Annotated in this window: 20 protein-coding genes; 6 read left to right on the top strand and 14 right to left on the bottom strand. The window is 55.8% G+C overall.

Annotation, left to right across the window (positions count from 1 at the left end):
- Window positions 1-29: 29 nt before the first annotated feature.
- Complete coding sequence (locus HMPREF2625_RS11030) at window positions 30-272, bottom strand: hypothetical protein (protein ID WP_246826591.1); 243 nt, start codon at window positions 270-272, stop codon at window positions 30-32.
- 103 nt (window positions 273-375) lie between these two features.
- Here HMPREF2625_RS11030 and HMPREF2625_RS02660 point away from each other — a divergent pair, with 103 nt between their 5' ends.
- Entirely contained in the window at window positions 376-570 is a 195-nt protein-coding gene (locus HMPREF2625_RS02660) for a hypothetical protein (protein WP_048778058.1), read from the top strand.
- A gap of 77 nt (window positions 571-647) precedes the next feature.
- Here HMPREF2625_RS02660 and HMPREF2625_RS02655 read toward each other — a convergent pair whose 3' ends face one another.
- From HMPREF2625_RS02655 to HMPREF2625_RS02640, 4 genes are all read right to left on the bottom strand, one after another.
- A complete protein-coding gene (locus HMPREF2625_RS02655; RefSeq protein WP_004005858.1) occupies window positions 648-962 on the bottom strand; it encodes a helix-turn-helix domain-containing protein in 315 nt (104 codons plus the stop codon).
- Window positions 963-1,175: 213 nt separating this feature from the next.
- Window positions 1,176-2,009, bottom strand: coding sequence for an HAD-IIB family hydrolase (locus HMPREF2625_RS02650; protein WP_070521479.1), 834 nt, complete (start codon window positions 2,007-2,009; stop codon window positions 1,176-1,178).
- A gap of 14 nt (window positions 2,010-2,023) precedes the next feature.
- The gene (locus HMPREF2625_RS02645) at window positions 2,024-2,602 is read right to left on the bottom strand and encodes a YbhB/YbcL family Raf kinase inhibitor-like protein (protein WP_070521477.1); all 579 of its coding nucleotides are present in this window, start codon (window positions 2,600-2,602) and stop codon (window positions 2,024-2,026) included.
- A 33-nt stretch (window positions 2,603-2,635) separates the two neighbouring features.
- Complete coding sequence (locus HMPREF2625_RS02640; RefSeq protein WP_070521474.1) at window positions 2,636-3,571, bottom strand: carbohydrate kinase family protein; 936 nt, start codon at window positions 3,569-3,571, stop codon at window positions 2,636-2,638.
- 291 nt (window positions 3,572-3,862) lie between these two features.
- Here HMPREF2625_RS02640 and HMPREF2625_RS02635 point away from each other — a divergent pair, with 291 nt between their 5' ends.
- Entirely contained in the window at window positions 3,863-5,305 is a 1,443-nt protein-coding gene (locus HMPREF2625_RS02635; RefSeq protein WP_070521470.1) for a glyceraldehyde-3-phosphate dehydrogenase, read from the top strand.
- 162 nt (window positions 5,306-5,467) lie between these two features.
- Here the strand turns inward: HMPREF2625_RS02635 and HMPREF2625_RS02630 are convergent, their stop codons facing one another.
- The 9 genes from HMPREF2625_RS02630 to HMPREF2625_RS02590 form a co-directional block, all read right to left on the bottom strand.
- Window positions 5,468-6,256: a carboxymuconolactone decarboxylase family protein gene (locus HMPREF2625_RS02630; RefSeq protein ID WP_070521468.1), complete on the bottom strand. Its 789-nt coding sequence runs from the start codon at window positions 6,254-6,256 to the stop codon at window positions 5,468-5,470.
- Window positions 6,257-6,382: 126 nt separating this feature from the next.
- Complete coding sequence (locus HMPREF2625_RS02625; protein ID WP_070521465.1) at window positions 6,383-6,967, bottom strand: NAD(P)H-dependent oxidoreductase; 585 nt, start codon at window positions 6,965-6,967, stop codon at window positions 6,383-6,385.
- A gap of 222 nt (window positions 6,968-7,189) precedes the next feature.
- On the bottom strand, window positions 7,190-8,407 hold the full coding sequence (locus HMPREF2625_RS02620) for a putative glycoside hydrolase (protein WP_013398084.1): 1,218 nt from the start codon (window positions 8,405-8,407) through the stop codon (window positions 7,190-7,192).
- Window positions 8,404-10,092 carry a GT4 family glycosyltransferase PelF gene (gene pelF / locus HMPREF2625_RS02615; protein ID WP_070521462.1) on the bottom strand — a complete coding sequence of 563 codons (1,689 nt, stop codon included), beginning with the start codon at window positions 10,090-10,092 and terminating at the stop codon, window positions 8,404-8,406. Before pelF ends, HMPREF2625_RS02620 begins: the two co-directional genes overlap by 4 nt.
- A gap of 32 nt (window positions 10,093-10,124) precedes the next feature.
- Window positions 10,125-11,483 carry a hypothetical protein gene (locus HMPREF2625_RS02610; RefSeq protein WP_246826590.1) on the bottom strand — a complete coding sequence of 453 codons (1,359 nt, stop codon included), beginning with the start codon at window positions 11,481-11,483 and terminating at the stop codon, window positions 10,125-10,127.
- A gap of 503 nt (window positions 11,484-11,986) precedes the next feature.
- Window positions 11,987-16,864, bottom strand: a complete 4,878-nt coding sequence (locus tag HMPREF2625_RS02605; RefSeq protein ID WP_246826589.1) for an NAD-glutamate dehydrogenase — start codon at window positions 16,862-16,864, stop codon at window positions 11,987-11,989.
- A 432-nt stretch (window positions 16,865-17,296) separates the two neighbouring features.
- A complete protein-coding gene (locus HMPREF2625_RS02600) occupies window positions 17,297-18,277 on the bottom strand; it encodes a quinone oxidoreductase family protein (protein ID WP_070521450.1) in 981 nt (326 codons plus the stop codon).
- A 243-nt stretch (window positions 18,278-18,520) separates the two neighbouring features.
- Window positions 18,521-18,922: an ImmA/IrrE family metallo-endopeptidase gene (locus HMPREF2625_RS02595; protein ID WP_048755387.1), complete on the bottom strand. Its 402-nt coding sequence runs from the start codon at window positions 18,920-18,922 to the stop codon at window positions 18,521-18,523.
- The gene (locus HMPREF2625_RS02590; protein WP_070521447.1) at window positions 18,915-19,421 is read right to left on the bottom strand and encodes a helix-turn-helix domain-containing protein; all 507 of its coding nucleotides are present in this window, start codon (window positions 19,419-19,421) and stop codon (window positions 18,915-18,917) included. The genes HMPREF2625_RS02595 and HMPREF2625_RS02590 overlap by 8 nt, the downstream gene beginning before the upstream one ends.
- A 224-nt stretch (window positions 19,422-19,645) precedes the next feature.
- Here HMPREF2625_RS02590 and HMPREF2625_RS02585 point away from each other — a divergent pair, with 224 nt between their 5' ends.
- The 4 genes from HMPREF2625_RS02585 (at window position 19,646) to HMPREF2625_RS02570 (ending at window position 23,316) form a co-directional block, all read left to right on the top strand.
- Complete coding sequence (locus tag HMPREF2625_RS02585; RefSeq protein WP_070521443.1) at window positions 19,646-19,897, top strand: hypothetical protein; 252 nt, start codon at window positions 19,646-19,648, stop codon at window positions 19,895-19,897.
- Window positions 19,898-20,156: 259 nt separating this feature from the next.
- Window positions 20,157-21,143, top strand: coding sequence for a glycosyltransferase family 2 protein (locus HMPREF2625_RS02580; protein WP_070521441.1), 987 nt, complete (start codon window positions 20,157-20,159; stop codon window positions 21,141-21,143).
- Window positions 21,144-21,169: 26 nt separating this feature from the next.
- Entirely contained in the window at window positions 21,170-22,153 is a 984-nt protein-coding gene (locus HMPREF2625_RS02575; protein WP_070521439.1) for a glycosyltransferase family 2 protein, read from the top strand.
- Window positions 22,154-22,221: 68 nt separating this feature from the next.
- Window positions 22,222-23,316, top strand: a complete 1,095-nt coding sequence (locus HMPREF2625_RS02570; RefSeq protein WP_070521437.1) for an acyltransferase — start codon at window positions 22,222-22,224, stop codon at window positions 23,314-23,316.
- The last annotated feature ends 188 nt before the right edge of the window (window positions 23,317-23,504 follow it).

The following is a 23,504-nucleotide window of genomic DNA, read 5'->3' as shown; positions in this document are numbered from 1 at the left end:
TTGTTCTTGCGCACCCTATCGTTGAGGGCCTACAGACTGATGCCGCCAAGGTATTCGCGGGTGCTGCGGCTATCCTTCACCTTGCCAATATACTTCCCAGACCCCCGCGCACCCTTGCGCACCTCAACCGTATGCGAGAGCGCGTTCGAGAGCTCCTGCATAGACTCGGCAGTGGGAGTGATTTCACCCCGATCGATCTGTTCACGGATGCGCCGCTCAGGATCGTGCAGAACACCTGTGATGAACTCTTCGGTCGCTAAACTCTTAGGCATGATGCACTCCTTCCCTTGTACACACCACCTATCAGCTTTATATGGCTTTATAAAGCTGATAGGTGCAAGAATTCTTGCACTCGGCAATGTTAGAGTGGGAAAGATGAAGACGAAATCGAACTACCTCATGGTCTTTCTGATTATCACCTTCGGCGTGGACGTGCTGGACCGGCACATGAAAATCGAATATATAACGGTTCCAATAATCCTCATCATCATGCTGATCGTTTTTGTTCAAATTATTTACTATTCCTTCTTTAAAAGGATCGACGCGGAAGATAATCAGCAGAACCGCTAATGCGACGAGTCAGTCTTGACTCTAGATAAATACGCAACAGCACCATAAATTCAGTTAATCAGCTGCTTCACTCATGGTTACCAGCCCATTTCGCTTTTGGGGATGCGCACCGACTTAGGTAGTTTTTCGCTGGCACGCAGGCGGCCGACGTCCGTGAGGTACGGGTCGGTGGCGGTGACGACCGCATCCAGCATGCCGAGCACCCGCAGCACACGAAAAAGCACGTCAGTACGCACCGATTCGCCCTGCTCAATGCGCCGCAGGGTCACGGTCGTAATGTCTGCACGTTCCGCAACCATCTGCGCGGTCAGACCCATCAGTTTGCGTTGGATGCGCAGCTGCTCGCCGATCGTCCGCGCGGCCCGGCGCACCTTGGTGGGAATATACGCCATAATCTTTATACCCTCATATAGAAAGAACTATTTCTAGTATAGGCGATAATAGAAAGAATTATTTCTATATAGACGACCGTTTTATGCCCAGTACGTACTTTCGACGGCTCCCTCATCCAAAAAATACGCCTCTCATCCAAAAATTTTTAGATGAGAGGCAAAAATTTAGATGAGGATTTGGATAAAGCTACACGGCACGCAGCCGCGCAGAGGCTACATCGCTCGGTACTGTGCCTCGCCGCGACCCTGAAGCATCGCCTCGATCACCTGCGCCACGCCGTCTTCCCCGAAGGGCGGGCAGGTGCGCCCCACCTTCTTAATCAGCGCAGGCTCACCGGATGCCATCGCATACCCGCGACCCGCCCAGCACAGCATTTCAGCATCGTTAGGCATATCACCGAAGGCCATTACCTCGTGCGCCTCAATACCGTGCCTTGAGGCAAATTGGGCGAGAGTGCGCCCCTTATTCACGGTCTTCGAGCCCATCTCGATCAGCGGCTCGCCCACAACCCCACGCGTGACCGACACCAGCTCACCCACGGTCTGCGCCACACGCACATGCAGGATATCGGGGTCCATACCGGGCACCCGGACCAGGTATTTAATGATCGGAGTATCGCCGAGCGCCACGAATGCCTCCGCCATAGAGGATTCAACCACGCGAGCGCCCTCAAGCACGTCTCCCCCGTCGTGCGGCCCCTGAATGTAGACGGTATCTACGGTTTCGAGAGTGTAGGTGACCTCGGGGAATATCGGCTCAAGCCGGGCGTGGGCACGCTCGATCACGGCGGGTTCGGCACCGTTAACCGCCTCTACTTCGTTGGCGCCCAGATGATACACCACGGCACCGTTCGAGCAAATGGCGTAGGAGTCAAAATCGGTTTGTTCCCGCAGCGGGGTAAGCCAACGGCTCGGGCGCCCGGTCACGAACACGATGTCAATGCCCGCCGCACGCGCCGCCTCTAGGGCGTGCAGGGTGCGTGGGCGAAAACGAAAATCAGGCCCGATGAGCGTGCCGTCCAGATCGCTGGCGATGAGCTTAATCATGCGAGAATAAGCGCCTAAGCCGCCGGTTCTGCATGGGTGACGGTCAGGAAAGCGCGTGCGATGCCGTGGAAGAAGAGGTTGAAGTTCACGACGGCGGGCGAGGTGTTTTCGTCTACCTCAAGTTCGGGTACGTCCACGGCGGTCACGCAGAATATGTACCGATGCGGCCCGTGCCCTGCTGGAGGCGCCGCACCCACGAATCCGGGGGTTCCGGCGTCGTTGCGATGCGCTATCGCCCCGGCCGGAAGCGCCGCGCCGCCCTGACCGCCAACGATAGCGCCCGCGTTGGTCTCAAGCGCGGTAACCGATGCGGGGATGTTTGATACGGTCCAGTGCCAGAACCCGCTGGGGGTGGGCGCATCCGGGTCGTAGCAGGTGACAACGAAGGATTTGGTCTCTTCGGGGAATCCCGACCAGCTCAGCTGTGGAGACTGATCCTGCCCGCCGGGCACGCCAAAGAGCGCCGAGAGCATGGCGGTGGGCGCGGCGGCGCCGTTTTCAAGGTCGGTGGAGGTCAGGTTGAAGAGCGGCAGGTCGGGCAGCCCAGCGTAGGGTTCACGCGGCAGGGGTGCGGTGCCGAGGTTGTTAGTCACGGTAGTCCTCCTCGTTTAGGTTAGGTGGCTGACTTAGCCGTTGAGTACGGCGTTAAGTTCTTCGCGGGTGGGCGGGTTCGCTCCGGAACGCGAGACGGTAATTCCCGCCGCCGTTGCGGAGAATCGTAGCAGATTTTGAATATCTTCGCGGGTGAGCGCGGCAAGTTTGGCGCGTGCTTGGGCACCGCTGATGCCTCTGTCGAGAAGCGCGGCGATCAGCGCCGCCATGAGCGAATCGCCCGCTCCTACAGTATCTGCAACCTCCACGCGATAGGCCGGTTCTTCAATCCCGTTGGGGTATGCACGGGTGTAGGCGATCGGCCCGCCTTCACCGCGGGTTATCACCATCAGCTCTACACCGAGGTCGAGCCAGGCATGCGCGGTTTCTGCAAGGGAACGGTCAGGATATAGCCATGTCAGATCTTCGTCACTTGCCTTCACCACCGACGCGAGCGCAGCAAATTTTTCTGCCCAGCTCTGGGCGAGGGCACGGTCGCTAATAATGGTGGGGCGGCAGTTTGGGTCGTAGCTGATGAGAGCGCTTTCTCGTGCCGCCGTGAGCGCTTGAGCAACCACGTGGGCGCCCGGTTCGAGCATCGCCCCGATAGAGCCGGTGTGCAGCGCTTCGCAGCTGGGGGCTAAGGCCAGAATATCGTCGGCGTAGCTGTCGAGGCTCCAGTCGATATCGAATTCGTAGCGTGCCGCGCCGTCTTCCCCGATATACGCCTGCGCGGTTGAGGTTCGTGCGGCACGCGGCTCGAAGGGTACCTGCACTTTGGATGCGCTCAGGTGCGCGGCGATGCTGGCGCCGTGTTCGTCGGTTCCGTAGTGGCCGATAAACCGGGTCTTGTGCCCTAGCCGTGCGGCGCCGACGGCGACGTTGAGGGGAGATCCGCCGGGGTAGGCGTGCATGGGGGCGTCGTTGCTGTGGACGACATCTACGAGTGCTTCACCGATGACAGTTAACATGTCTCAATTCTACTCAAGGTTGCCTCGCGGTGGAGTGTGTTTCTGTGTGTTATTCCCGTTGTTTTCGCTTCTTGTGTGAGGGCTTGTGTGGGCTTTATTGGCTTCGGGCGTAGCGCATCGTGCAAAGCGTGCTAGATTTCACAGATTCGGCGGCGTGAGGGAATAAAACCGTTCGCCGCAGCGGTTAGACTTAAAGCAGAGTCGGTTGCGTGCGGCCCGATAAGCTGGGCATGCGCATCGGCGCGAACAACAAATTCCGACGAAGACGTCCATTGAGGAAGAAGGTCAAGAGTGACGACTCCCGAAAACACTCACGAGCAGTGGATTGCCCGCGAAACCCAAGCTGAGGAGATGATTCCCCTCATCGGTAAGCTAAACCGCGAGAACGGTGTAGTTCTTAATATTCACGGTCGCAGCCTGGTTAATAAGTCCGTTATTCAGCTGTTGCGCCTGCATGATGGTGCCGCGAAGGTTGATGGAACCCCGCTGAACCCCGAGCATACGCTAGAGCTGGTTCAGGCGCTTTTTGACCTTAACCTTGGTCCCTGCTCGATCAACATTGCGGCTCTGCATCGCCAGCATGTTGATGCGGGCTCCCCCGACTTCTCCATGTGGCTGCCCGAGCAGGTTGGCGCATCGGTTGGTAAGAAGGGCGAGACCGTTAAGCAGCAGGATGTGGTGCTCTATGGTTTCGGGCGCATTGGCCGTCTGTTGGCGCGTATTCTGCTGGAGCGTTCCTCATCGCTGGGGGCAAACCTGCGTCTGCGTGCGGTGGTGGTGCGCAAGAATACCGAGAACGATCTTGAGAAGCGTGCTTCTTTGCTGGCGCGCGATTCGGTGCATGGCCCGTTCAAGGGCACGATTAAGGTAGATGCCGAGAACGACACCATTATTGCTAACGGTCTGCCGGTGCGTTTCATCTACTCGTCAGATCCGACCACTGTGGATTACACCGAGTACGGTATTGAGGATGCGCTTCTGGTCGATAACACCGGCCGCTGGCGCGATGTTCCGGGTCTGACCCAGCACCTTGAGCGCCCCGGTATTTCCCGCGTTCTGCTGACCGCTCCCGGTAAGGGCGATATGAAGAATATTGTCTTCGGCGTGAACGATAGCATCATTACCGACGACGATAAGATTCTTTCGGCGGCATCCTGCACGACCAACGCGATTACCCCCGCACTGAAGGTTCTTGATGACGTGTACGGTGTGGAACGCGGTCACGTGGAGACCGTGCACGCTTTCACGAATGATCAGAACCTGATCGATAACTTCCACAAGGGTGATCGTCGCGGCCGTTCGGCGGTGCTGAACATGGTGATTACCGAAACCGGCGCGGCACGTGCTGTTTCTAAGGCACTCCCCCAGTTGGAGGGCAAGCTGACCGGTAACGCTATTCGCGTTCCCACCCCGGACGTTTCGATGGCTATTCTGAACGTGAAGCTGGCTAAGCCCGCCGGGTCCAAGGATGAACTGAACGAGGTCTTCCGCCAGGTTGCCCTCAGCGGTGAACTTCGCCGCCAGATTGGTTACTCCGATTCGCATGAGGCCGTCTCCACCGACTTTGTGGGTTCCCGTAACGCAGGTGTGGTGGATGCGCTTGCCACCGTCGTCACCGACGACTCAGCCATCCTATACGTCTGGTACGACAACGAGTTCGGTTACTCCTGCCAGGTGGTACGCGTGCTCGAACGTATGGCTGGCGAAGAGGCACCGTCATACCCCACAAAATAAGGTTTGAGTAGTATATATAGCCGAATAGCTATATAACTTGATAAGAATATACGGGTGGCTCCCTGACATATTTTCAGGGAGCCACCCGTATATTTTTATGTACTGCCCCGCGAACAGAGCCACCTTTAAACCCCTGGTTTCACCACTTCGCGCGCATCGTCATTATGCATTATTCTCCGTTAATACTTTCCGCAAACTGGCGATAGCATTTAGGGCGGCGGGGAATCCTGCATAGACCGCTATCTGAATCATCAGTTCCACAAGTTCGTCTTGAGTGCCGCCTACATTCAAGAAGCCGTTGATATGAACATGCAGCTGAGGCACGCACGTTCCTAAAGCGCTGCACGCAGCCACAGAGACCAGTTCGCGTTCCCACAGGCTCAGCCCGGGTCGAGAATAAACATCGCCAAATGAGTACTCGACAATGTAGCGGCCTAAATCTGGTGCAATATCTTGAAGCGATTCAACCACAGCCTCGCCACCAGCTCCATCTACACGCTCAAGAAATGAAGAACCTACCTCGAAACGCTTGGCGGGCTCGGTGCTATGCGTATCTAAGTTCACGTCAATACCGCGTTCGGTGAAAACCTTACGGGCAACAGAGACGGCATTTAATGCAGCGGGGAAACCAGCGTATATAGTCACATGGATAAAAGTCTCGATAATCTGTTCAGGAGAACAGCCCACATTGAGGGCACCATTAATGTGGAATTCCAGCTGCGGAGCTGCATTCCCAAGTGCGGCCAGAGCAGATATGGTGATGAGCTGACGAGACTGATCGGATAAACCTTCCCGATCAAAAACATCCGCATACCCAAACTCCACGACAAACCGTTCTAAGTCAGGCGAAAAAGAAGCTAAGCTATCAAGAATAGATCCGTGAGGGTTCTGCTCTACCCGGGCAAGTACCTCTTTCCCACGCAGATAACGTTCATTGTTTTCAGCAGCCATAATCTTAACTACCTTCCTGGTGATGACATGAGGCGATAGAGAAATCTGCATCCGATTCTATGCGGTCAGCTTTCACGTGATGCCGTCTGCTCAGGCATGCTTATGAAGGCATGCAGGCTTAAACCCTTACGCCCGACCGAAGACCTCGTTGAGGTGGGCAGTATAGTCAGCGAGATACTGTTCGACCTGCGGATTTTTAATCACATCATTGCAAATAAAGGTGGGTAATTGGGTAGTCCCCAAGAACTCATTGGCTTTATGAAAGTGCATATAGAGGGCATCTACCCCGACTCCCTCGAAGAAGTCGCCCTCCCGGATAAAAGCTTCGCGAGGCGCGTTCCATGTCAGCGACAGCATATGCCGCCGCCCCTGAAGAAGACCGCCCGTGCCGTATCCTTCAGTGGGGTTGACGCTGCTGCGACCATCATTAGCGAACAGGGTACCCGCGCCGGTGGAAAACACCTCATCCATATATTTTTTCACGGTCCACGGCTCATGCATCCACCAACCGGGCATCTGCCAGATGACCGCATCCATCCACTGGAATTTTTCTACTTCCTGGTGAATATCGTACCCGTCGTCAATCACAGTTTCTCGCACATGATGACCGAGCGCCGATAACGTATCACGGGCTGTTTGATGCAGGGTGTGGTTCAGGCGACCCGCCGAGTGTCCAAATGCTTTACCGCCGTCGATCAAAAGAATATTCACTGTAATTCACTCCTTAAACTCAACACCACGAGAACGGTTGGCTGTATTCCAGCCGCTTGTTCCACAGTACAGGGCTGCTGCGCTGTGAATCAGCCCGTTTCTTGACATGAAACGGACTTTATTCCGGTCTGTTGTCAGTACATGTAACAGATAGGCGGTATTCCCACCCCGGGCAGGGTACAGAATACCGCCGTATTTAGGCTATAGCAAGAGACCTTAAAATTACCGCTTACGGTAAATAACCCCGCGGTGGCCTTCTAGGGTGAGGGTGGCTGGTGCCGCGTTGTTTTGCGCATCTACAAGCCCTTGATCCTGCGGCACGCGCACCATCGTAGTGCGGTCGCTCGTATTCAGAGCCGCCCAGCCGTGCGTGAAAGCACGGGTTTGCACACTGTCCTGAGCCTCAATCTCACCGGATGCAGCCCCCAAGTCAAAGGACAGCTCGGGCGCATTCGGAGTACCGTCATAGGCATCGTGCTGAGTTGCGTTGATGCCGGTGAAGCGACCGCCTCCAAAAACCCAGAACCCAGCCAGACCATACAGCAGATTCTCATCCGTGCCGCTAATCGGCGACGTCGAGTACCCGTGCGGGGTGCGCAAAATCGTGACCTTAGGAAGGGACTGCTGAGTATTCACAGCGCCGTAGGCATCGCCCGAGCGGTCCTGCACCGCATTCAGCGTTACCAGACCTTCGGCACCGCGCCCAATATGGTTTCCCTGCATGGTGGCGTAGGCGCCGCTGAGGAATTCTTGTGCGCCCCAGCCGAGCCACACTTCCTCAAATCCGCCGCCGTAGGCACTATGGCTCTCCCATTTGCCCCAGCGCAGGCGCGATTCGGCAATATTAGGTACCAGGATTTTGCCGATCTTATTCAGCTCAATACCGGCGAAGGAGATCAAGAAATCGAGATGCTGCCGAATCGTGGTGATGCTTTCAACGCCCTGAATCGGCAGGTTTAGTCCGTAATAATCATTCTCTACATCGTTATCAGCCATCACGCCGTCAAAGGGCGAGTTACGCAGTTCTTCCACCACGGAGTGCACCCACTGCCAGCGGTAGTCTGCACTCCACACCGCCATCTGGTAGTGCTGCCAGTACCCCGACCACTCGATCAGAGAGCCGTCTAGGCGGCGGGCGAACAAATCCTTACCGGTTGTGTTCAGAAGATCCTGCGCATATTTATAAGAGACACCCGAAGAGTAAATGGGGCCTGGTTCATAGGCGCGACTGGAAGAAAGGCACTTATAGGCGAGCACCACCATATTAGGTGACTGCTCTTTGAGGTAGCGTGCCGCATCCAGCTCCCAGGGCTGCAGAATAGCTACCGCGTAGTTCTGCGCCGCAAAGGCCAGCTGCTCTTCCGATATAGGGTCTCCGCCGTATCGAATCCAGGCACCAAATTTTCCCGGAGTGCCGGCTCGTAGAGAATTATCGCTCATTCTTCAATCTGCTCCGTAACTCGCTGAGGTATTTTACCTAGCTTACGGTATATCTGGTCATAACGGTCCATAACCAGGCGAAGTTGGAAGAACTTTACAACTCGGTTGTAAGCGTTAACACAGTACCGCTCATAGATGCTGGGTTCCTCCATCATGGTGCGAAGCGCCTGCGTGAAGCCTTCAACATCGCCCGGAATGGTTAGAATACCGCAGTTACCTATTTCACTGCCATCCGAGGTGACCAGCACATCATCGATCAGCTGCGACATACCGCCCACGTCGGTACTCACCAGCGGAATGGATGCTGCCATCGCTTCCAGCGCCACAATGGGCTGACCTTCGTTGTAGCTGGGCATGAGCAGAACGTCGAAGCGGTCCAGCATTTCGCGCACCTTCACGGTGCCGTGGAAGGTAATGAAGTCGCCCATATTGAGCTCTTCGATCGTGCGCACGCACAACTCATAGTATTCCGGCATGTGGTTCTTCGGTCCGAGCACATCCAGGTGGAAGTTGTCGAGCCCGGCATCACGCAGCAGCGCAAGCGACTTCACGAGGTCTGTGAGCCCCTTAATGGGCACCACACGCGCAATAAACACGAAACGCCACATATGCCCGCGTCCCTCCGCCAGGATGCGCGCCCGGGCAGTCTGACGCCCCACATACGCCGGATACACGCTCTCGATAAGCATACCGTTCGGCAGCACGACCGCGCGGTCTTCTTCACCCTCGTTGTACTGGTCGATGGGCGCACCGATACCGCGTGCCTCCTCAATCGCCTTGGGGTACAGATAGGTCACCATATCGGCGCTGGGATAGCAGAAACGTCCCATTTCCAGGAACCAGACGCACCACGCGGTCTCTTCGAGCGTGACGGGACCCAACTCGGGTTTATCGCGCGGCTCCTTCAGGAAGGCGTAATCCGTGGTGACGGGCTTGGCCATATTGCGTTCCAGCTTGGTGTTGATAGTATCGCGCACATACAGGTTGTGTTCGGTCAGCAGGAAGCTGGTGCCGTAATCGCGCGCACCCGCAGCGCCCAAAAGTGAGGCGTAGCCGGTGGTGTGGGCATGGTACACGCGGGCATAGGGCAGGCGCTCATGCAGCAGGGCGTACACGATAGAGACGAAGTTACGGACCTCCCAGAAGAGTTCGCCGAACGGAACCTGTGCGAGGAAGCCCCAGTTACCGACTGCCTCCATAAACTCGCGGGTGCCGGTGAGGGCGAAGAGTGAGTAGGTGCGGGTGCGGGGGTTAATTCCTTCATCGTAGAACGACCAGAGCGGGTTTACATCGCCGTGTATAAGAGCATCGAAAGCGCTCATAAGTCTCGCCACCAGTTTCTTGCGTTGGCGACGATTCATCTTGAGGTTTTTCGGGTTACATTCTTGGGCGAATTCTTCCTTATGCTCCTCTAGGCTCAGGTAGATCACCTTCACCCATTTGACGTTTTCGGGCATACCGTACAGGTCTTTAAGTTCCTGTTTACTATCCCAGGAAATATGAATAATTCCGAAGCTGATGCTCGGGTTTTCCACGATAATATCGTGAACCACTGCGGAAACCCCGCCCTTGAGGTAGGGGTAGGTCGATTCCATCACCAGCGCAACATCGACCTCAGGATAATCAGGGTCGGGTGTTCGGGGTCCCGGCGCGGGCAATTGCAGCGGGGCATAGTGGTTACGCATTGCGGTGTTTATCAATGTATATGACCTCTCATCTACCAGGCTAGGGCACGACGCCAGAAGAGTGAGTATTCGGGATTAGCCCAGGCACGACGGTAGAGTATCCATGTGACGAGGGCGAGAATTGCTTCGCCGATAATGATAGGCAGATAACCGCCATCGTTCGGGATGATTGAAAAGGCGACAGTGACGATCAGCAGGTGTACCGCACCGATAATGTGCACAGTCTTAAACATGGTCATGTATTCCAGCTGATAGATGAAGAGCGCCATCGCCAGGAACAACCATGCCACCGTCAGTCCCGCATAGGCGAGCGGGAAGGTGTTCGGTACGAAGATATACATCAGAATGCCCGTAATGACCGAGCAGATAACTGAGACAATCAACGTGTTGCGCACGGAGGCGTGAGAAATACGCACTACAGCGTGCGCCTCCGGCTCAATTTCATTGAAGGGAAGTTTATTGAAGAGGGTCCACAGACGCTGAATAGAGCCGTTCACGCGGTTAGATTCAACCACGAAGAAGTAGTTGTAGGCGATCACGCAGGGAACCAGGCTCATGTAGATGGCGATAACGTCGATCTTGCCGTTCGTCACCAAGAAGAGCACGTATTTATCAGCCCAGAGGATAGAACCGGTCAGCAGGCCGCGAATAACGTCGCGGTAGGCGGCACCTAGCGGAAGGCGGCTGAAGTGGAACAGCTGCTTAATTTCACGCCCAATACCGCTGAACAGAATGGCCGACCCTACCAGCGGAGGCAGGAACCACAAGGTCGGCAACGTCAGCAGAACAATCGTGTAGCCCAACCATGCGAAGAACCACAGCGGACGGTTTTTCGCCACGTTCGGCACAATAAGCAGCTGCGCATACGCAACGTTGAGCATACTCAAAAAGAGGAAGGATACCAGCGCCACCATATCCCAGTGCAGCACAAGCACCACGGGAATGGCGAAAAGGAACGCGATGGGCAGGCCCACCAGATAGAGGTAGCCCCAATGGCGGCTAAATGCCCTCAGCTCGCTAATATGCTGATATTTCGGGTCGGTATCGAGAGTAGCAAGAAGTTCTTGCGCCTCTTTGGATTTGTGATCCCGTTTGAGAATTGCCGCTTCTTCCTGAACTTCGCGGCGCGCATCCTCAACTTTCAGATGTTCGGATTCGAGGGCGCGGTAAATAGGCATGCATACCGCCTGGCTTAACCAGGGAACCACGATGGATGCCGCCAGAATAATCTGGATAAGCGGCACCGACCCCACATAGTTCTTGCTGAGAATGGGGGTTACGAACGGGAATGCGACTGTTAGGAGTGCAACGGGAGATACATAGAGAAGAAAATTGTAGAGGAGTCTCCAGCTCCAGCGGTTTTTCGGGATGTCTGCATGGTGGGAAGACAAGACGGGAACTTCTTTCAGCGCTATTCTCACCTAATGCCTATATGTATATTGCCCCTGTACCTGTGGTTTAAGGGCAGGGATGGGCTACGCGCAGGAAAAACTGCGCTGAACGACTAGGTGATCGGTTTTCGGGATTTCAACCCCTTGTATTGTATACGTGTAAACTATTTTTGACACGCAGCCCGCAACTGGGATTTATGCCACATATTCCCCGCTTTTAAGGCAGGGGAAGCCGCATACGTGCATCACAAGGTTTCACTACTACTTGAGTATAGCGGTACCGAACCAAGTTTGCGGGGTTTACCGTCAGATGTGCACAAAAATATCTCACGCGCCATGCGCTGAAATACTTAAAAATCCCTGATAAATAGCGGAATATCGGCTAAAAAATATTCTTCATTTTAATCAGCGTCACACCGCGACACGACAACAAAAAGCTGTTCCCTGCCCCACCCACACGCGGGCGGAGAGGGAACAGCTTTTGTTATATCTTAAGAAGAGATTTAGGACGCGCTCGACAGGGTTCGCAGCGCCACCGAGATCACGGCTAGGCGCGGGTGCGATGCGCTGTCGGGCTCGGCATTGCGAACCTCTTCAAAGATGCGGTCGATATTGCCCACACGAGTCGGGTGGTTCTTAATCCAGGAATCCAACGCCTGCAAAGCCCCCTCGGGGTTGCTTGGAGCGTGGCCTGCGTCTTCCTCAGCCACCGACGTTGCAAGCTCTGCGGCGGTCTCGTAGAGGCTGCCGCGCAGGGCCTGGCGAGAGAGGGTCTCCCAACGGTCGTTACGGGGCAGCTCGCTGATGAGACCGAGCAGCTCATCAACCTTGAAGCGGTCGTAGGTTGCGAAGTAAATCGGTGCCAGCTCAACCGCCTTGAAGTCGTTATCGCGTGCAGAGCGAATAACATCCAGGAGGGCGTAACCCTCGAAGCCGCGAATCCAGATGACGATGAGTTCTTCGGGAAGACCCCAAGCCTCGCCAGCATCGCGCTTGGAACGAACCCGTGCGCGGGAAACATCCGAGAGGTATGCGGGCAGGTTCTTGCGAAGCTCCACCACATCGCCAAAGCGTTCCAGCAGGGAGCTGAGCGGGTTGCCCGCAACCACGCCGCGCTCGGCGATAAACCAACGCACCACGCGGTCAAGAACACGCTGATCATCGTGCAGCACGGTGTTCCATGCATCCAGGGCGGTGTGTGCGGGCAATTCGCGGTGCAGCTTCGCGGCCTTACCCAGCTCGAAGAGCTCGCGGGCAACGATGAAGGCGCGGGCGACCGCATCCACCCCAACGCTGGTTTCTTCGACCGCGCGGTAAGCGAAGGTGATGCCGCCCAGGTTCACCATCTCGTTGGCAACGCGGGTGCAGATAATCTCCTTGCGCAGCGGGTGCGAATTCAGGTACTCGCCGAAACGCTCCACCAGAGGTGCCGGGAAGTATTCGCGCAGCAGGCCCTCCAGGTAGGGATCGTCTGCGAAGTCGGTCTCTTCCAGAGCGTGTGTGAGGTAAATCTTCACGTAGGCGGCCAGCACGGAAAGCTCAGGGCGGGTCAGCATCTCGCCGGTGGTGTCAAACCGTGCCTGCAGTTCCTTATCCGTGGGCAGGAACTCGACGGTACGGTTCAGACCGGCATGCTTTTCGAGGTCACGCATCAGACGCTTGTAGACATCAATACCCAAAGTTCCATAGTTGAACTCGCCCTGTAGCAGAACATTCTGCTCAACGTTGGTTTCAAGCACCTTGGCGCCGACTTCGTCCCGCAGGGATTCGATGAACGATGCGCGCTCATCCGGGGCAAGCTCGCCGCGTGCCACCAGGCGGTCCACCAGAATCTTGATATTCACCTCGCGGTCGCTGGTTTCCACACCTGCGGAGTTGTCGATGGCGTCGGTATTGATGATGACTCCGTTGCGTGCAGCCTCCACACGGCCCAGCTGGGTGAAGCCGAGGTTGCCGCCCTCGCCCACGATCTTGGCGCGCAGCTCGTTTCCGTTCACGCGCAGGGCGTCGTTTGCCTTATCGCCCACCTGCGCGTTCGTTTCGGTGGATGCCTTCACGTAAGTACCAATACCGCCGTTGTAGAGCAGATCAACCGGAGCCTTCAGGATCGCGGAAAGCAGTTCGGAGGGTGCCAGCTTGGTAACGTCGTCCTCAAGACCCAGCACCTCGCGCACCTGCGGGGTGATCTCAATGGACTTCAAGCCGCGCGAATACACGCCGCCGCCTTCAGAAATCAGCTCGCGGTTGTAGTCCTGCCACGAAGAACGCGGCAGCTTGTACAGGCGCACGCGCTCCTCGAAGGAGACGGCGGGATCCGGGTTTGGATCCAGGAAAATATCGCGGTGGTCGAAGGCGGCAACCAGGCGGGTTTTCTCGGAGCGCATCAGGCCGTTGCCGAAAACATCGCCGGACATATCGCCAATACCCACGGCGGTGAATTCTTCGCTCTGGCAGTCGTGACCGAGCTCGGCAAAGTGACGTTTGACGGACTCCCACGCGCCGCGGGCGGTAATACCCATCGCCTTGTGGTCGTAGCCAACCGAGCCGCCGGATGCGAACGCATCGCCCAGCCAGAACCCATACTCGGCGCTGATCGCGTTTGCAGTATCCGAGAATGCGGCAGTCCCCTTATCGGCGGCAACCACCAGGTAGTAGTCGTCACCGTCGCGGGCGATCACGCCCTCAGGGCGTACCACGGTTTCGGTGCCGTCGGTAGCAACGGAGAGGTTATCGGTCACATCCAGCAGGGAGCGGATAAAGACCTTGTAGGATTCGCGACCCTCGGTAATCCAGGCGTCGCGGTCCACGGCGGGATCGGGCAGCTGCTTGGGATAGAAACCACCCTTGGCACCGGTCGGAATAATAACGGCATTCTTGACCATCTGCGCCTTGACCAGGCCCAAAACCTCGGTGCGGAAGTCGTCGCGGCGGTCGGACCAGCGCAGACCGCCACGCGCCACATTGCCAAAGCGCAGGTGCACACCTTCCACACGCGGGGAGTATACGAAAATCTCGAACTTGGGGTGCGGAAGAGGCGCAAAATCGATCTGCTCGGGCGCAATCTTGAACGCAAGCGCTTCTCGACCCAAGTATGCGTTGGTGCGCAGAATAGCCTTGAGAATTTTCAGGAGCGAGCGCAGGTAGCGATCGGCGTCCAGGGTTGGAATCTTGTTGAGTTCTTCGCGAATCTGCTCCAGGATTTCTTCGCGTTGAGCTTCGCGCTGCTCATCGGTGAGCCCATTGTTCGGGTCGAAGCTAGTGTGGAAGAACTGGACGTAAAGCTTCGCGATCTGCGGGTACGCCATCAACGTATTTGACATGAACGAAGGCGTGTAGCCCAAGCCCAGCTGAATCAGGTAGTGGTTGAAGGCGCGGAATAAGCGAACTTCTTTCCAGGTGAGCCCATCGGCTAAGATAAGCCGGTCCAGGGTGTCGGAGTCGCGTTCTCCCAACAGATAAGCGTTGAGCGCATCCTCGTAGAGCGTTGCGACAGCGTGCGGGTCTACACCTTCGGGGAACTGCACACCAAAGTCGTACAGGTATCCGTAGTCCTGCCCATCTTCGGGTGCGAACTCGTAGGGCCTTTGGTCAACGACGACCAGTCCCATATTCTGCATCACCGGGAGCAGCTCGGTGAGGGTATGCGGTGCTGACAGGTAGGTCTTCAGACGGGTGGTAGCTAAGTCGCCGGTCTCGACTTTGATAGCGGCGGGCCTTTGGGTATCGCCCGAGAGAGATTCAAAAATCACAATATCCTCGATCGCGTTTTCTACTTCGTAGTCGGCGCGGTAGGTTGCTGGCGCGGCTTCCGCCCAGGCGGAGGCGAGCCGGCGTCCTTCTGCACCGGGTTTCCAGCCCTCAAGCGCGGCGGCGGTAGCCTCTCCCCAGGAGCGGGTAGCGGCTTGCAGGCGCTTCTCAAGGGCGCTTACATCAACATCCGGCACAACGTTCGGGTCGGCGAGCCGGATGCGGAAAAACACACGCGCCAGCGACGATGCCGAGAGGTAAATCTGGTAGTCGATGGCGGTTAAATCAAATTCTTCGCGGAATACCTGCTGGATACGGGTGCGCACAGAGGTGTTGTACCGATCGCGCGGCAGATACACCACCGCAGAGATGAACCGTGCGAACTGGTCGGGGCGCAGGAAAAGGCGGGTCTTGCGCCGTTCCTCCAGGCCCATAATGCCGCGGAAAGTTTCGGTGAGTGTATTCACCGTGGCGTGCATGAGTTCAAGGCGCGGGTAGTCTTCGATGAAGCCGATGAGCATCTTATCGGAGTAAGAGCCGGGGTGGAATCCCAGGCGACGGCGCACCATGGCGATACGTTCGCGAATGAGCGGGGTTTCTATGGCTGGTAGGGAGTATGCCTGGCGGGTGAACAGCCCCAGAATCACGTACTCACCGACCACGCGCCCGCTCGCGTTGAAGCGGCGCACCCCAATGTAGTCGAGGTAGTCGGTGCTCTGAATGGTGGAGCGGGTGTTCGCCTTCGTAATGTAGAGTGGGCGCGGCCTGAGCGCGCGAGCGAGGGTGTCGTTTTCCAACCGGATGCGGTGCTGTCCTTCGGTGGACCGCAGGATACCCAACGCCGAGTGGGGGCGGTCTGCCAGTTCGAGAACCCCTGAAGAGCCGTCGAGCAGGCGCTCTTTGATACCCATAAAGAGGAAGTTACCGCGGGCGAGCCAGCGCAAAAAGTCCTGTGCGATTTCGATGCGTGAGGAAGGTTCGTTACCGCCGGGATGCGCGGTGAAAGATTCTTCGCCTTCGCCGAGGGTTATGCCGCGCAGCGCATCCAGGGATTCGGCGATAGTGTTCACGCGCTCGGCCATGGCTTCAGCATCGGTTTCGCAGGCTTTAATATCGTCGAGGATTTTCAGCGCGGTAGCGCGCAGGCGGTCGCTGTTTTCGTCGTTGAGCTTGCGGGTGAGGCGAATCGCAATCCAAGACTCGATCATGGGATGCGCCGTGAGCTTGCCGTCCTTCGCTGAGAGCACAGGCAGCCCGTAGGTTGCCGTATCGCCACTGGCAAGGTTACTGGCGCGACCAGCGCCGCGTGCCGAGAGAAGTTTTCCGTTGGGGTCGCGATCCACGATGAAGATGGGGTGGAAGAGCGAGTAGACACCGCCGAAGTCTGAGGCGATTTCGGCGGTGAGGGAACTGACGAGGTATCCCATATCGTCGGTAACGACGAGCAGCGTGGTGGAGTATTCGTCATTGTGCACGGTAACCGCAGGGGTATTGGGTTCGCGCGTCTCAGCGAGCGCACGGTGCGCTCGCGCTAACTCTTCTAGTTCTTCCGTTGAGAAGACTTCTCGGTCTTCAACGGGGCTGTTCTGGTAATACTGTTCAATCCACGCATCATCGCCAGACCAGCGTTTCATAGCGTTGTCATTCACTGACAAGGTATGCCTCCGAAGTTTGTATCACTTCTCTGTGACGTTCTGTCTGTGTTTTATACGGCGTTGTGTGTAATCTCTTCCTAGCTTATACCCTGTACACCGGTGCAGGCTTCCATTTTAGGGAAATCCGGCAGGAAAATATTTTTATTGCGGAGATAAATCACATATGCTTCCGCTCTGAGCAATATTTGAAGCTTTTCGCGTTGTTTTTGAGGCATTAAACCCGTATTCATGGCATTTGTATGCATTCCGGTGCCTGTCGTGTTTTTAGCCGGAAAGCTGCATGCGTTGAGGGGCTTTATTCCGAGCGCGTGGCATGAACACAGTTCCGGGAGCGATGGTTTGCCTTGGGAACGCATCCTTCAAAGCCTTAACCATCGCCCCCGGAATTTTTATCTATCTTCCCGTTTGGGCTTATTCCTCGTATGGTTCATGCCTGAAGACGAACTTTCCGATGGTTTTACCGGCACGAAGCCGTTCTAAAGCCTGGGCGCCGTCGCGAATATCGACTTCCTCCTGAATTGGCACCGTCACCTCGCCGGATGCAACCAACGCCAAAGCGCGGCGCAGATAGGCAGTAAAAATATCGGGGTAGGCATTGGAGAGCAGCCCGATATTGAAGCCCATCATGCTGATGCCGTCGAACCAGAAGGTATTGGTGCCCACCGCCTGATCCCCGTCTTGAGCGGCGTTGCCCACCACGATCAGTCGCCCCTCGAAACGCAGAAGTTTAAGGAGTTCGGGGCGGTTGCGTCCAGAAACCGGGTCGATAATCACGTCGAATTGCCGCCCGCTCTTATCCGCAAGTTCATCGCGCAGCCATACCTCGTCGTAGCCGAGGTCGAGGGCGAGCTGGCGTTTTTCTTCGGTACTGACAATGCCGACCACCTTTCCGGCGCCCATGAGCTTGGCAACCTGCCCGAATTGCGTGCCCAGACCGCCCATAGCGGCCTGCACCAGCACGTGTTCGCCGGGCTGCAGACGCGCTGTGCGTTCGAGCGCCGCAAGGGCGGTAGGAGTATTAGCAGGGACGACCGCCGCCAACGCCGGGTTCATACCCGCAGGCAGGGGTGCCACAAGGTTTGCCTGCGCCAGGCAGATTTGGCCGAAGCCGCCTCCTGAACCCAACAGGGTCAGCGGAGCCGCAACCTTATCTCCCACGCGCAGGCCGGTTACTCCTTCACCGAGGGCATGGATGCGCCCCGCGGCTTCGATACCCGGTGCCCAGGGAAGCGGAAGCTCCGCCATGCCTTCGGCGAGAAGCGCATCAACATACCCGACTCCCGCGTATTCTGTGCGAATGGTAACCTGCCCGGGGTTTGGGGTGGGTTCGGGCACGTCCTGGTACTGCAACCCGTCGATGCCGGTGTACTGCGTGATGTTGAGGGCTTTCATGAAATTATCCTTTCTATAGCAGATGTCTTAATAGTAACAGCTATCTGTTATAGAAGATACAGAAACGCATTCCTCACACAAAGAATGGGTGCTGGCAGCAATATACTCGCCCGTAAAACGGGAGCATTTTCTTCATGCGGGAGCGGCTTAAGTGCTCCCAGATGAAGAAAATGCTCCCGAAATTTCTGCTCACCCAAATACCCGAAAAGCGCCGCTTCTAGCGGCAGCGAGCCCTCGCTAAAGCTACGCCTGCGCCACGGTAAGCGGATGCGCATCCAAGTAAATCACCAAAAGCTCTTCGGTCACGTCAAGCTCATAGGCAAGCGCGGGCAGGTTATCCGGATAGAAGGCGGCGGCGCGGCGCAGATCCTCCGGGTCGATCAGATTTTCTGCGGCCAGCAGGTCGCAGCTGCGCTCACGGCGGGCGCTGTAGGATGCATCCCAGGCGTCGTGCTCATCTCCGCGCACGGCGTGCACGAGTTCATGGGCGAGTACGGAGCGTTCTTGCCGGGTGCGCATTCCTTCGCGCAGGGTAATGGTGCGGCTGGCGTGGTCGTAGCGACCGAGCATCCCGTGCCCGGGCGTTCCCCAGACGATATCGACCCCGAGCGTATGTGCGTGAGTGTAGGGATCGTAGCTAGGCACCAAAGAATCCCTCCTCACTGTCATAGATTTCGCCGCGTTTTGCAGCTAGGGCGTAGTCCTCTGCCGTGTATTTGCGCTTCCCTTCGCTGAGTGAACCGCTCGCGGCACCCGCGACTGCTCGCCCAGCTTGCGCGGATGCAGCAGCAGGCGCCTCCACGGGAGTAGTGGGGGTTACCGCGGCACGCATCGGCTGTTCCCGGGTTTGCACCGCCGTCATGCGGCGCAGCACCTCGCCCATTAAGTCTTCGTTGGAAACATCGCGAATAGACCCGCCCACCCGCAAAGATTTAGCGCGAGCGGTGGTGATAAGCCCGCTTTCGACCATGAGGTCGAGCAGGTCAAGCCCGAAGCGGTCAGCTATCTTGACAAGGGTTTCTACATCCATCACTCCAGTACCCGAGAATCGCCGCTGAATAGCATTGGGGTTCATACCGAGTTCGGCGGCGAGCGCCCGCTGGGAGAGTCCTGTCTTGTATTTGATGTAGTCACCGATAGCCATGCCACCAGTCTAGCAGACTGATTTATTTTTCGGGTCATAAATATTACAAAGTAGTTCATCCTGCCCGAAATTTCAGGGTTTTAATCGTATTTTGCATTAATAATTCAATCAAAACGCATGACTTTCTCTTTCGTTTCGGGTATGCTGTCACAAGGTCCCACAGCATACCCCTCTAGATAGAACCTGACGCCCGCCGCCGCATCTCAACCAGCAGAAAGGACGATATGACACGCACACAAAAACCGCGCCAGCAAAAACACCGAGCAGTTCAGCGGTTCAACTGGTTTAAGCATCTCAACGCGATCATTCCTGCGGTAGCCACTCTTCTGCAGGTGTACGGCCTGCTCAGCCAAGAGCAGGCGAGCGCCTGGGCTGCACTGGCGCTAACCATCATCAGGTTGTGGTTAAACTGGCACACAGAACGAACCTCGCACGCAGCTGAGGGCACCTCACATTCCGCGTCACAACGCAGGTAATACGTGCATTCTCAAGGCGGCGGATAAAAACGCTCCGGCATTCTGCCTCTGCTAGAGAAGATTGCACACCAGGAAGGCATCTAAAATCTATCCGAGATTTTAGACCATGAGCTTTCTCAAGATATAAGTTCCCGCAGATTCCCCGCGCCTACAGGGGAGCCGGCGGGAGCTTTATCCGTCTTAAACATGCTTCCGATAGGTAAACTCTTATACTCGCGGTAGCATGAGTAGCAGACTACCCTACGAAGACGGAGATCCTATGCGTACCCCTCGTACCAGCATCATCATGCCGGTCTACAACACCGCCAACACCGTCATCAACGCCATACAATCCGTCCGAAACCAAACAGACCCCAACTTTGAACTGATCATCATGATCGACGGATCCCCCGATGACTCCGCCGACATCATCACCGACTACCACAAGAAAAACCCCGACACCCGCATCCACATCTTCAACAACCCCGAAAACAAAGGCGTCTCCGCCGTACGCAACCAAGGACTCGACACCGCCCGAGGCAACTGGATCACCTTCATCGACTCAGACGACGAATATCACCCCGAATTCCTCGAAAAACTTCACGAGGCGGCGCGCACTCACGATGCCGACATTGCCGTATGCGGGCATACCATCAGACACAGCGACGGTACCGAAGTGCACCGGGCAAAAGTTACCCCCGGAGTGCACGAAGGCGAAGATATTGCCATCGAATTTTTGGAAGACCGCTACACCGGGTTCATGTGCGATAAAATCTTCCGTGCCCAACTATTTGACGGGGTGCGGTTCGCCGAAGACATTCATCGCGCCGAAGACGCCCTCGTCGTCTTCGCCTGCTGCATGAAGGCAAAGCGCCTAGTCGGCATCACCGATCACCTCTACACCTACAGGATGGAACAGGGCGGGCTAACCTGGGGGCGCATCACACCCGTTGAAGAGAGTATTCGCCACACCGACTATATGCGCCGCGTCGCCGGAGATTTACTGAAAACCCCGCGAGGTAAAAACGCTTTTGCCGCATCTACAAGCGTCACCTTTCTCAATAACGCGCAGCAGGCTCTTCTTGCCGGCGGTTCGGATGCACCCGGCGTTATCGCCGCATGCCGGAAACAGCTTTCGTGGGGTCAGGTTTTTGCGACTCTGCGTTCACGCCCGCTCATGGGTGCTGCGGGTGCTCTCTTGAAGCTCTCGCCAAAGCTATACCGCGTGCTCTACGGCGCTTATGTCAAACGTAACTACGGCCTTTAACCCTATATCGATCCAGGAAAAATTTTATGCGTACCCCTCGTACCAGCATCATCATGCCGGTCTACAACACCGCCAACACCGTCATCAACGCCATACAATCCGTCCGAAACCAAACAGACCCCAACTTTGAACTGATCATCATGATCGACGGATCCCCCGATGACTCCGCCGACATCATCACCGACTACCACAAGAAAAACCCCGACACCCGCATCCACATCTTCAACAACCCCAAAAATAAAGGCCTCTCTGCCATGCGTAATCAGGGGCTCGAACATGCACGAGGTGACTGGGTAGTTTTCCCCGATTCCGATGATGCCCTCGAACCTACCTTTTTGGAACGGCTACATCAGCAGGCCGAGCTTACCGGGGCAGACGTGGTGAATTGTGCTCATAACATGGTAGATACGCGGGGGCACAAGACTAAACGCCTCAAGGGTACACCGGGTATACGCACCGGTGAACAAGCAGCTTACGAGCTTCTGCAAGATGAACTTTCCCCCTATGCTTGGGATAAAATCATTCGCCGTTCTCTTTTCAACGATGTTCGTTACCCCGATATTGAGCGCGCCGAAGATGAATGCGCTCTCCTCAAGTGCTACTTGGCGGCACAGAGCGTATCAGTGATAGAAGACCCTCTCTACAACTACTCCGTAACTCCAGACAGTCTGACGTGGAGTCGCATCACCCCGGTAGAAGAAACACACCGCCTTATCGCATATTTTGAGGATGCTCTCGGAGAGCACCACAGCAAACCCGATGCGCAAAAAGCCCTAACCGTCGCACGAGTTCTTGCGTTTCTTAACAACGCCCAGCAAGCGCTAGTGGTCGGCGGTGATAGTGCGCGAGAGACACTACGTGAATGCCGTAAAGGTTTCACCTATGCACAAGCGCTCACAGCGCTTCGCACCAATCGAGTCTTTGGAGCAGCGGGAGTACTTCTTAAAACTTCCCCAAAACTCTACCGTGTTTTATACGGAATATATATAAAACGTACTTATAAAATGTAGAATATGAATTTTGGTACTGTCACGTATCTATAAGCATAAACAACAGTCATAGAACACAAAGGGTTGGTATGGTAGGCTCCACACGCGATAATTCCCTTCACCTTAAGGGAACAAAATCGTCAAAGCAGCGCCGTGTGTACCTTGACCTCATCAATTCGGTGGCAATCATGTGGGTGGTACTCCTGCATGTGCGTTTTATTACCCCAGATAATCCGTCATCTTCGGCGTGGTGGGTTGAAAATATACTATCTGGCTTCGGGGTTGCGGCAGTTCCACTGTTCTTTATGGCGACCGGCATTAACCTCTTGGATTTTACTCGCCGCGAGTCTATAGGAACGTTCTATCGCAAGCGTTTTACCAAAATTCTGATTCCCATGATCTTATGGGCGCAAATCTATCTTTTCGTTCATATGTGGACGGGTTCTACTCCGTTTCCCGGAGCGCACGAAATTCTGCGAACATTAGTAGCTCCCAGCAGCGAGGCAGCCACTTTCTGGTATCTTGAGGCCTTAGTCGGCGTCTATTTAGTGCTTCCGATTTTCTCTTACGCCATACGTGGTGTTCAGACGGAACAAGCTACCACGGCACGCACCGGATTCTTCTGGCTTATGGCGGCACTCGGACTTGTTCTACCGATTATCACCCAGGCAATCCACCTGATCTACCCTCACGTCCTACCTGAGTTTGTTGCACCCATCACCGGGTATCTTGGGTTCTGTCTTCTTGGGTATGCGCTTGCCAATACCGAATTTTCTCGTGCGTGGCGCATCGTTATTTATCTGTTGGGCATCGTGGGATTAGGAGGATTTATCTTCGGCAGTGCTTATTTAATTGAGCATCGCCCAACGTTCGTGCCTCTGGTACACGGGTACCTTGCAGTTCCAGCAATTTTATGGGCAAGCGCGGTCTTGGTGTTCTGCAAGTATTCACGCATTGGTCAAGCATCGCCCACGGTGCAGAATATTCTAAAACGCCTTGCGGCTCTCACGTTCGGGGTTTATCTGGTACATCTTCTTATCATCCAAATTCTACAGGCGGTAAACTTCTCGCTGACTAAAGTGCAGTGGGAAGTTCCCTATGCGCTCTTCGTGTGGGCTTTATCCGCCGCGATTGTGTGGATGCTGCGGCTCATTCCTCCGGTACGCCGCTGGATTCTGCCCTAATAAGTTTTACTCCGAGAAATCGTCATGAGGGGTTTACCCACAGTATATTGACGCAACGCTGCGAAATTTGTGGAAGCGGAAACTCGCTCTCAATATATAAGTGAGCTCACCGAGAAAGAGTGTTAAATTTCTACCGTTAAATAAGATCATGTAAAGCACACTGTTCAGGTAGAATTTAGATAGTTTAC

This window comes from Rothia sp. HMSC064D08, assembly GCF_001809525.1.
Lineage (GTDB): Bacteria > Actinomycetota > Actinomycetes > Actinomycetales > Micrococcaceae > Rothia > Rothia dentocariosa.
This window is presented reverse-complemented; position numbering and strand designations above follow the sequence as displayed.

Excerpts from the sequence above, each read along its gene's own strand:
- HMPREF2625_RS02570 (WP_070521437.1), top strand. The coding sequence starts at position 22,222 with ATGGTAGGCTCCACACGCGATAATTCCCTTCACCTTAAGGGAACAAAA.
- HMPREF2625_RS02590 (WP_070521447.1), bottom strand. The coding sequence starts at position 19,421 with ATGGCTATCGGTGACTACATCAAATACAAGACAGGACTCTCCCAGCGG.
- HMPREF2625_RS02605 (WP_246826589.1), bottom strand. The coding sequence starts at position 16,864 with ATGAAACGCTGGTCTGGCGATGATGCGTGGATTGAACAGTATTACCAG.
- HMPREF2625_RS02580 (WP_070521441.1), top strand. The coding sequence starts at position 20,157 with ATGCGTACCCCTCGTACCAGCATCATCATGCCGGTCTACAACACCGCC.
- HMPREF2625_RS02640 (WP_070521474.1), bottom strand. The coding sequence starts at position 3,571 with ATGTTAACTGTCATCGGTGAAGCACTCGTAGATGTCGTCCACAGCAAC.
- HMPREF2625_RS02575 (WP_070521439.1), top strand. The coding sequence starts at position 21,170 with ATGCGTACCCCTCGTACCAGCATCATCATGCCGGTCTACAACACCGCC.
- pelF (WP_070521462.1), bottom strand. The coding sequence starts at position 10,092 with ATGCGTAACCACTATGCCCCGCTGCAATTGCCCGCGCCGGGACCCCGA.
- HMPREF2625_RS02585 (WP_070521443.1), top strand. The coding sequence starts at position 19,646 with ATGACACGCACACAAAAACCGCGCCAGCAAAAACACCGAGCAGTTCAG.
- HMPREF2625_RS02600 (WP_070521450.1), bottom strand. The coding sequence starts at position 18,277 with ATGAAAGCCCTCAACATCACGCAGTACACCGGCATCGACGGGTTGCAG.
- HMPREF2625_RS02660 (WP_048778058.1), top strand. The coding sequence starts at position 376 with ATGAAGACGAAATCGAACTACCTCATGGTCTTTCTGATTATCACCTTC.
- HMPREF2625_RS02650 (WP_070521479.1), bottom strand. The coding sequence starts at position 2,009 with ATGATTAAGCTCATCGCCAGCGATCTGGACGGCACGCTCATCGGGCCT.
- HMPREF2625_RS02630 (WP_070521468.1), bottom strand. The coding sequence starts at position 6,256 with ATGGCTGCTGAAAACAATGAACGTTATCTGCGTGGGAAAGAGGTACTT.
- HMPREF2625_RS11030 (WP_246826591.1), bottom strand. The coding sequence starts at position 272 with ATGCCTAAGAGTTTAGCGACCGAAGAGTTCATCACAGGTGTTCTGCAC.
- HMPREF2625_RS02655 (WP_004005858.1), bottom strand. The coding sequence starts at position 962 with ATGGCGTATATTCCCACCAAGGTGCGCCGGGCCGCGCGGACGATCGGC.
- HMPREF2625_RS02620 (WP_013398084.1), bottom strand. The coding sequence starts at position 8,407 with ATGAGCGATAATTCTCTACGAGCCGGCACTCCGGGAAAATTTGGTGCC.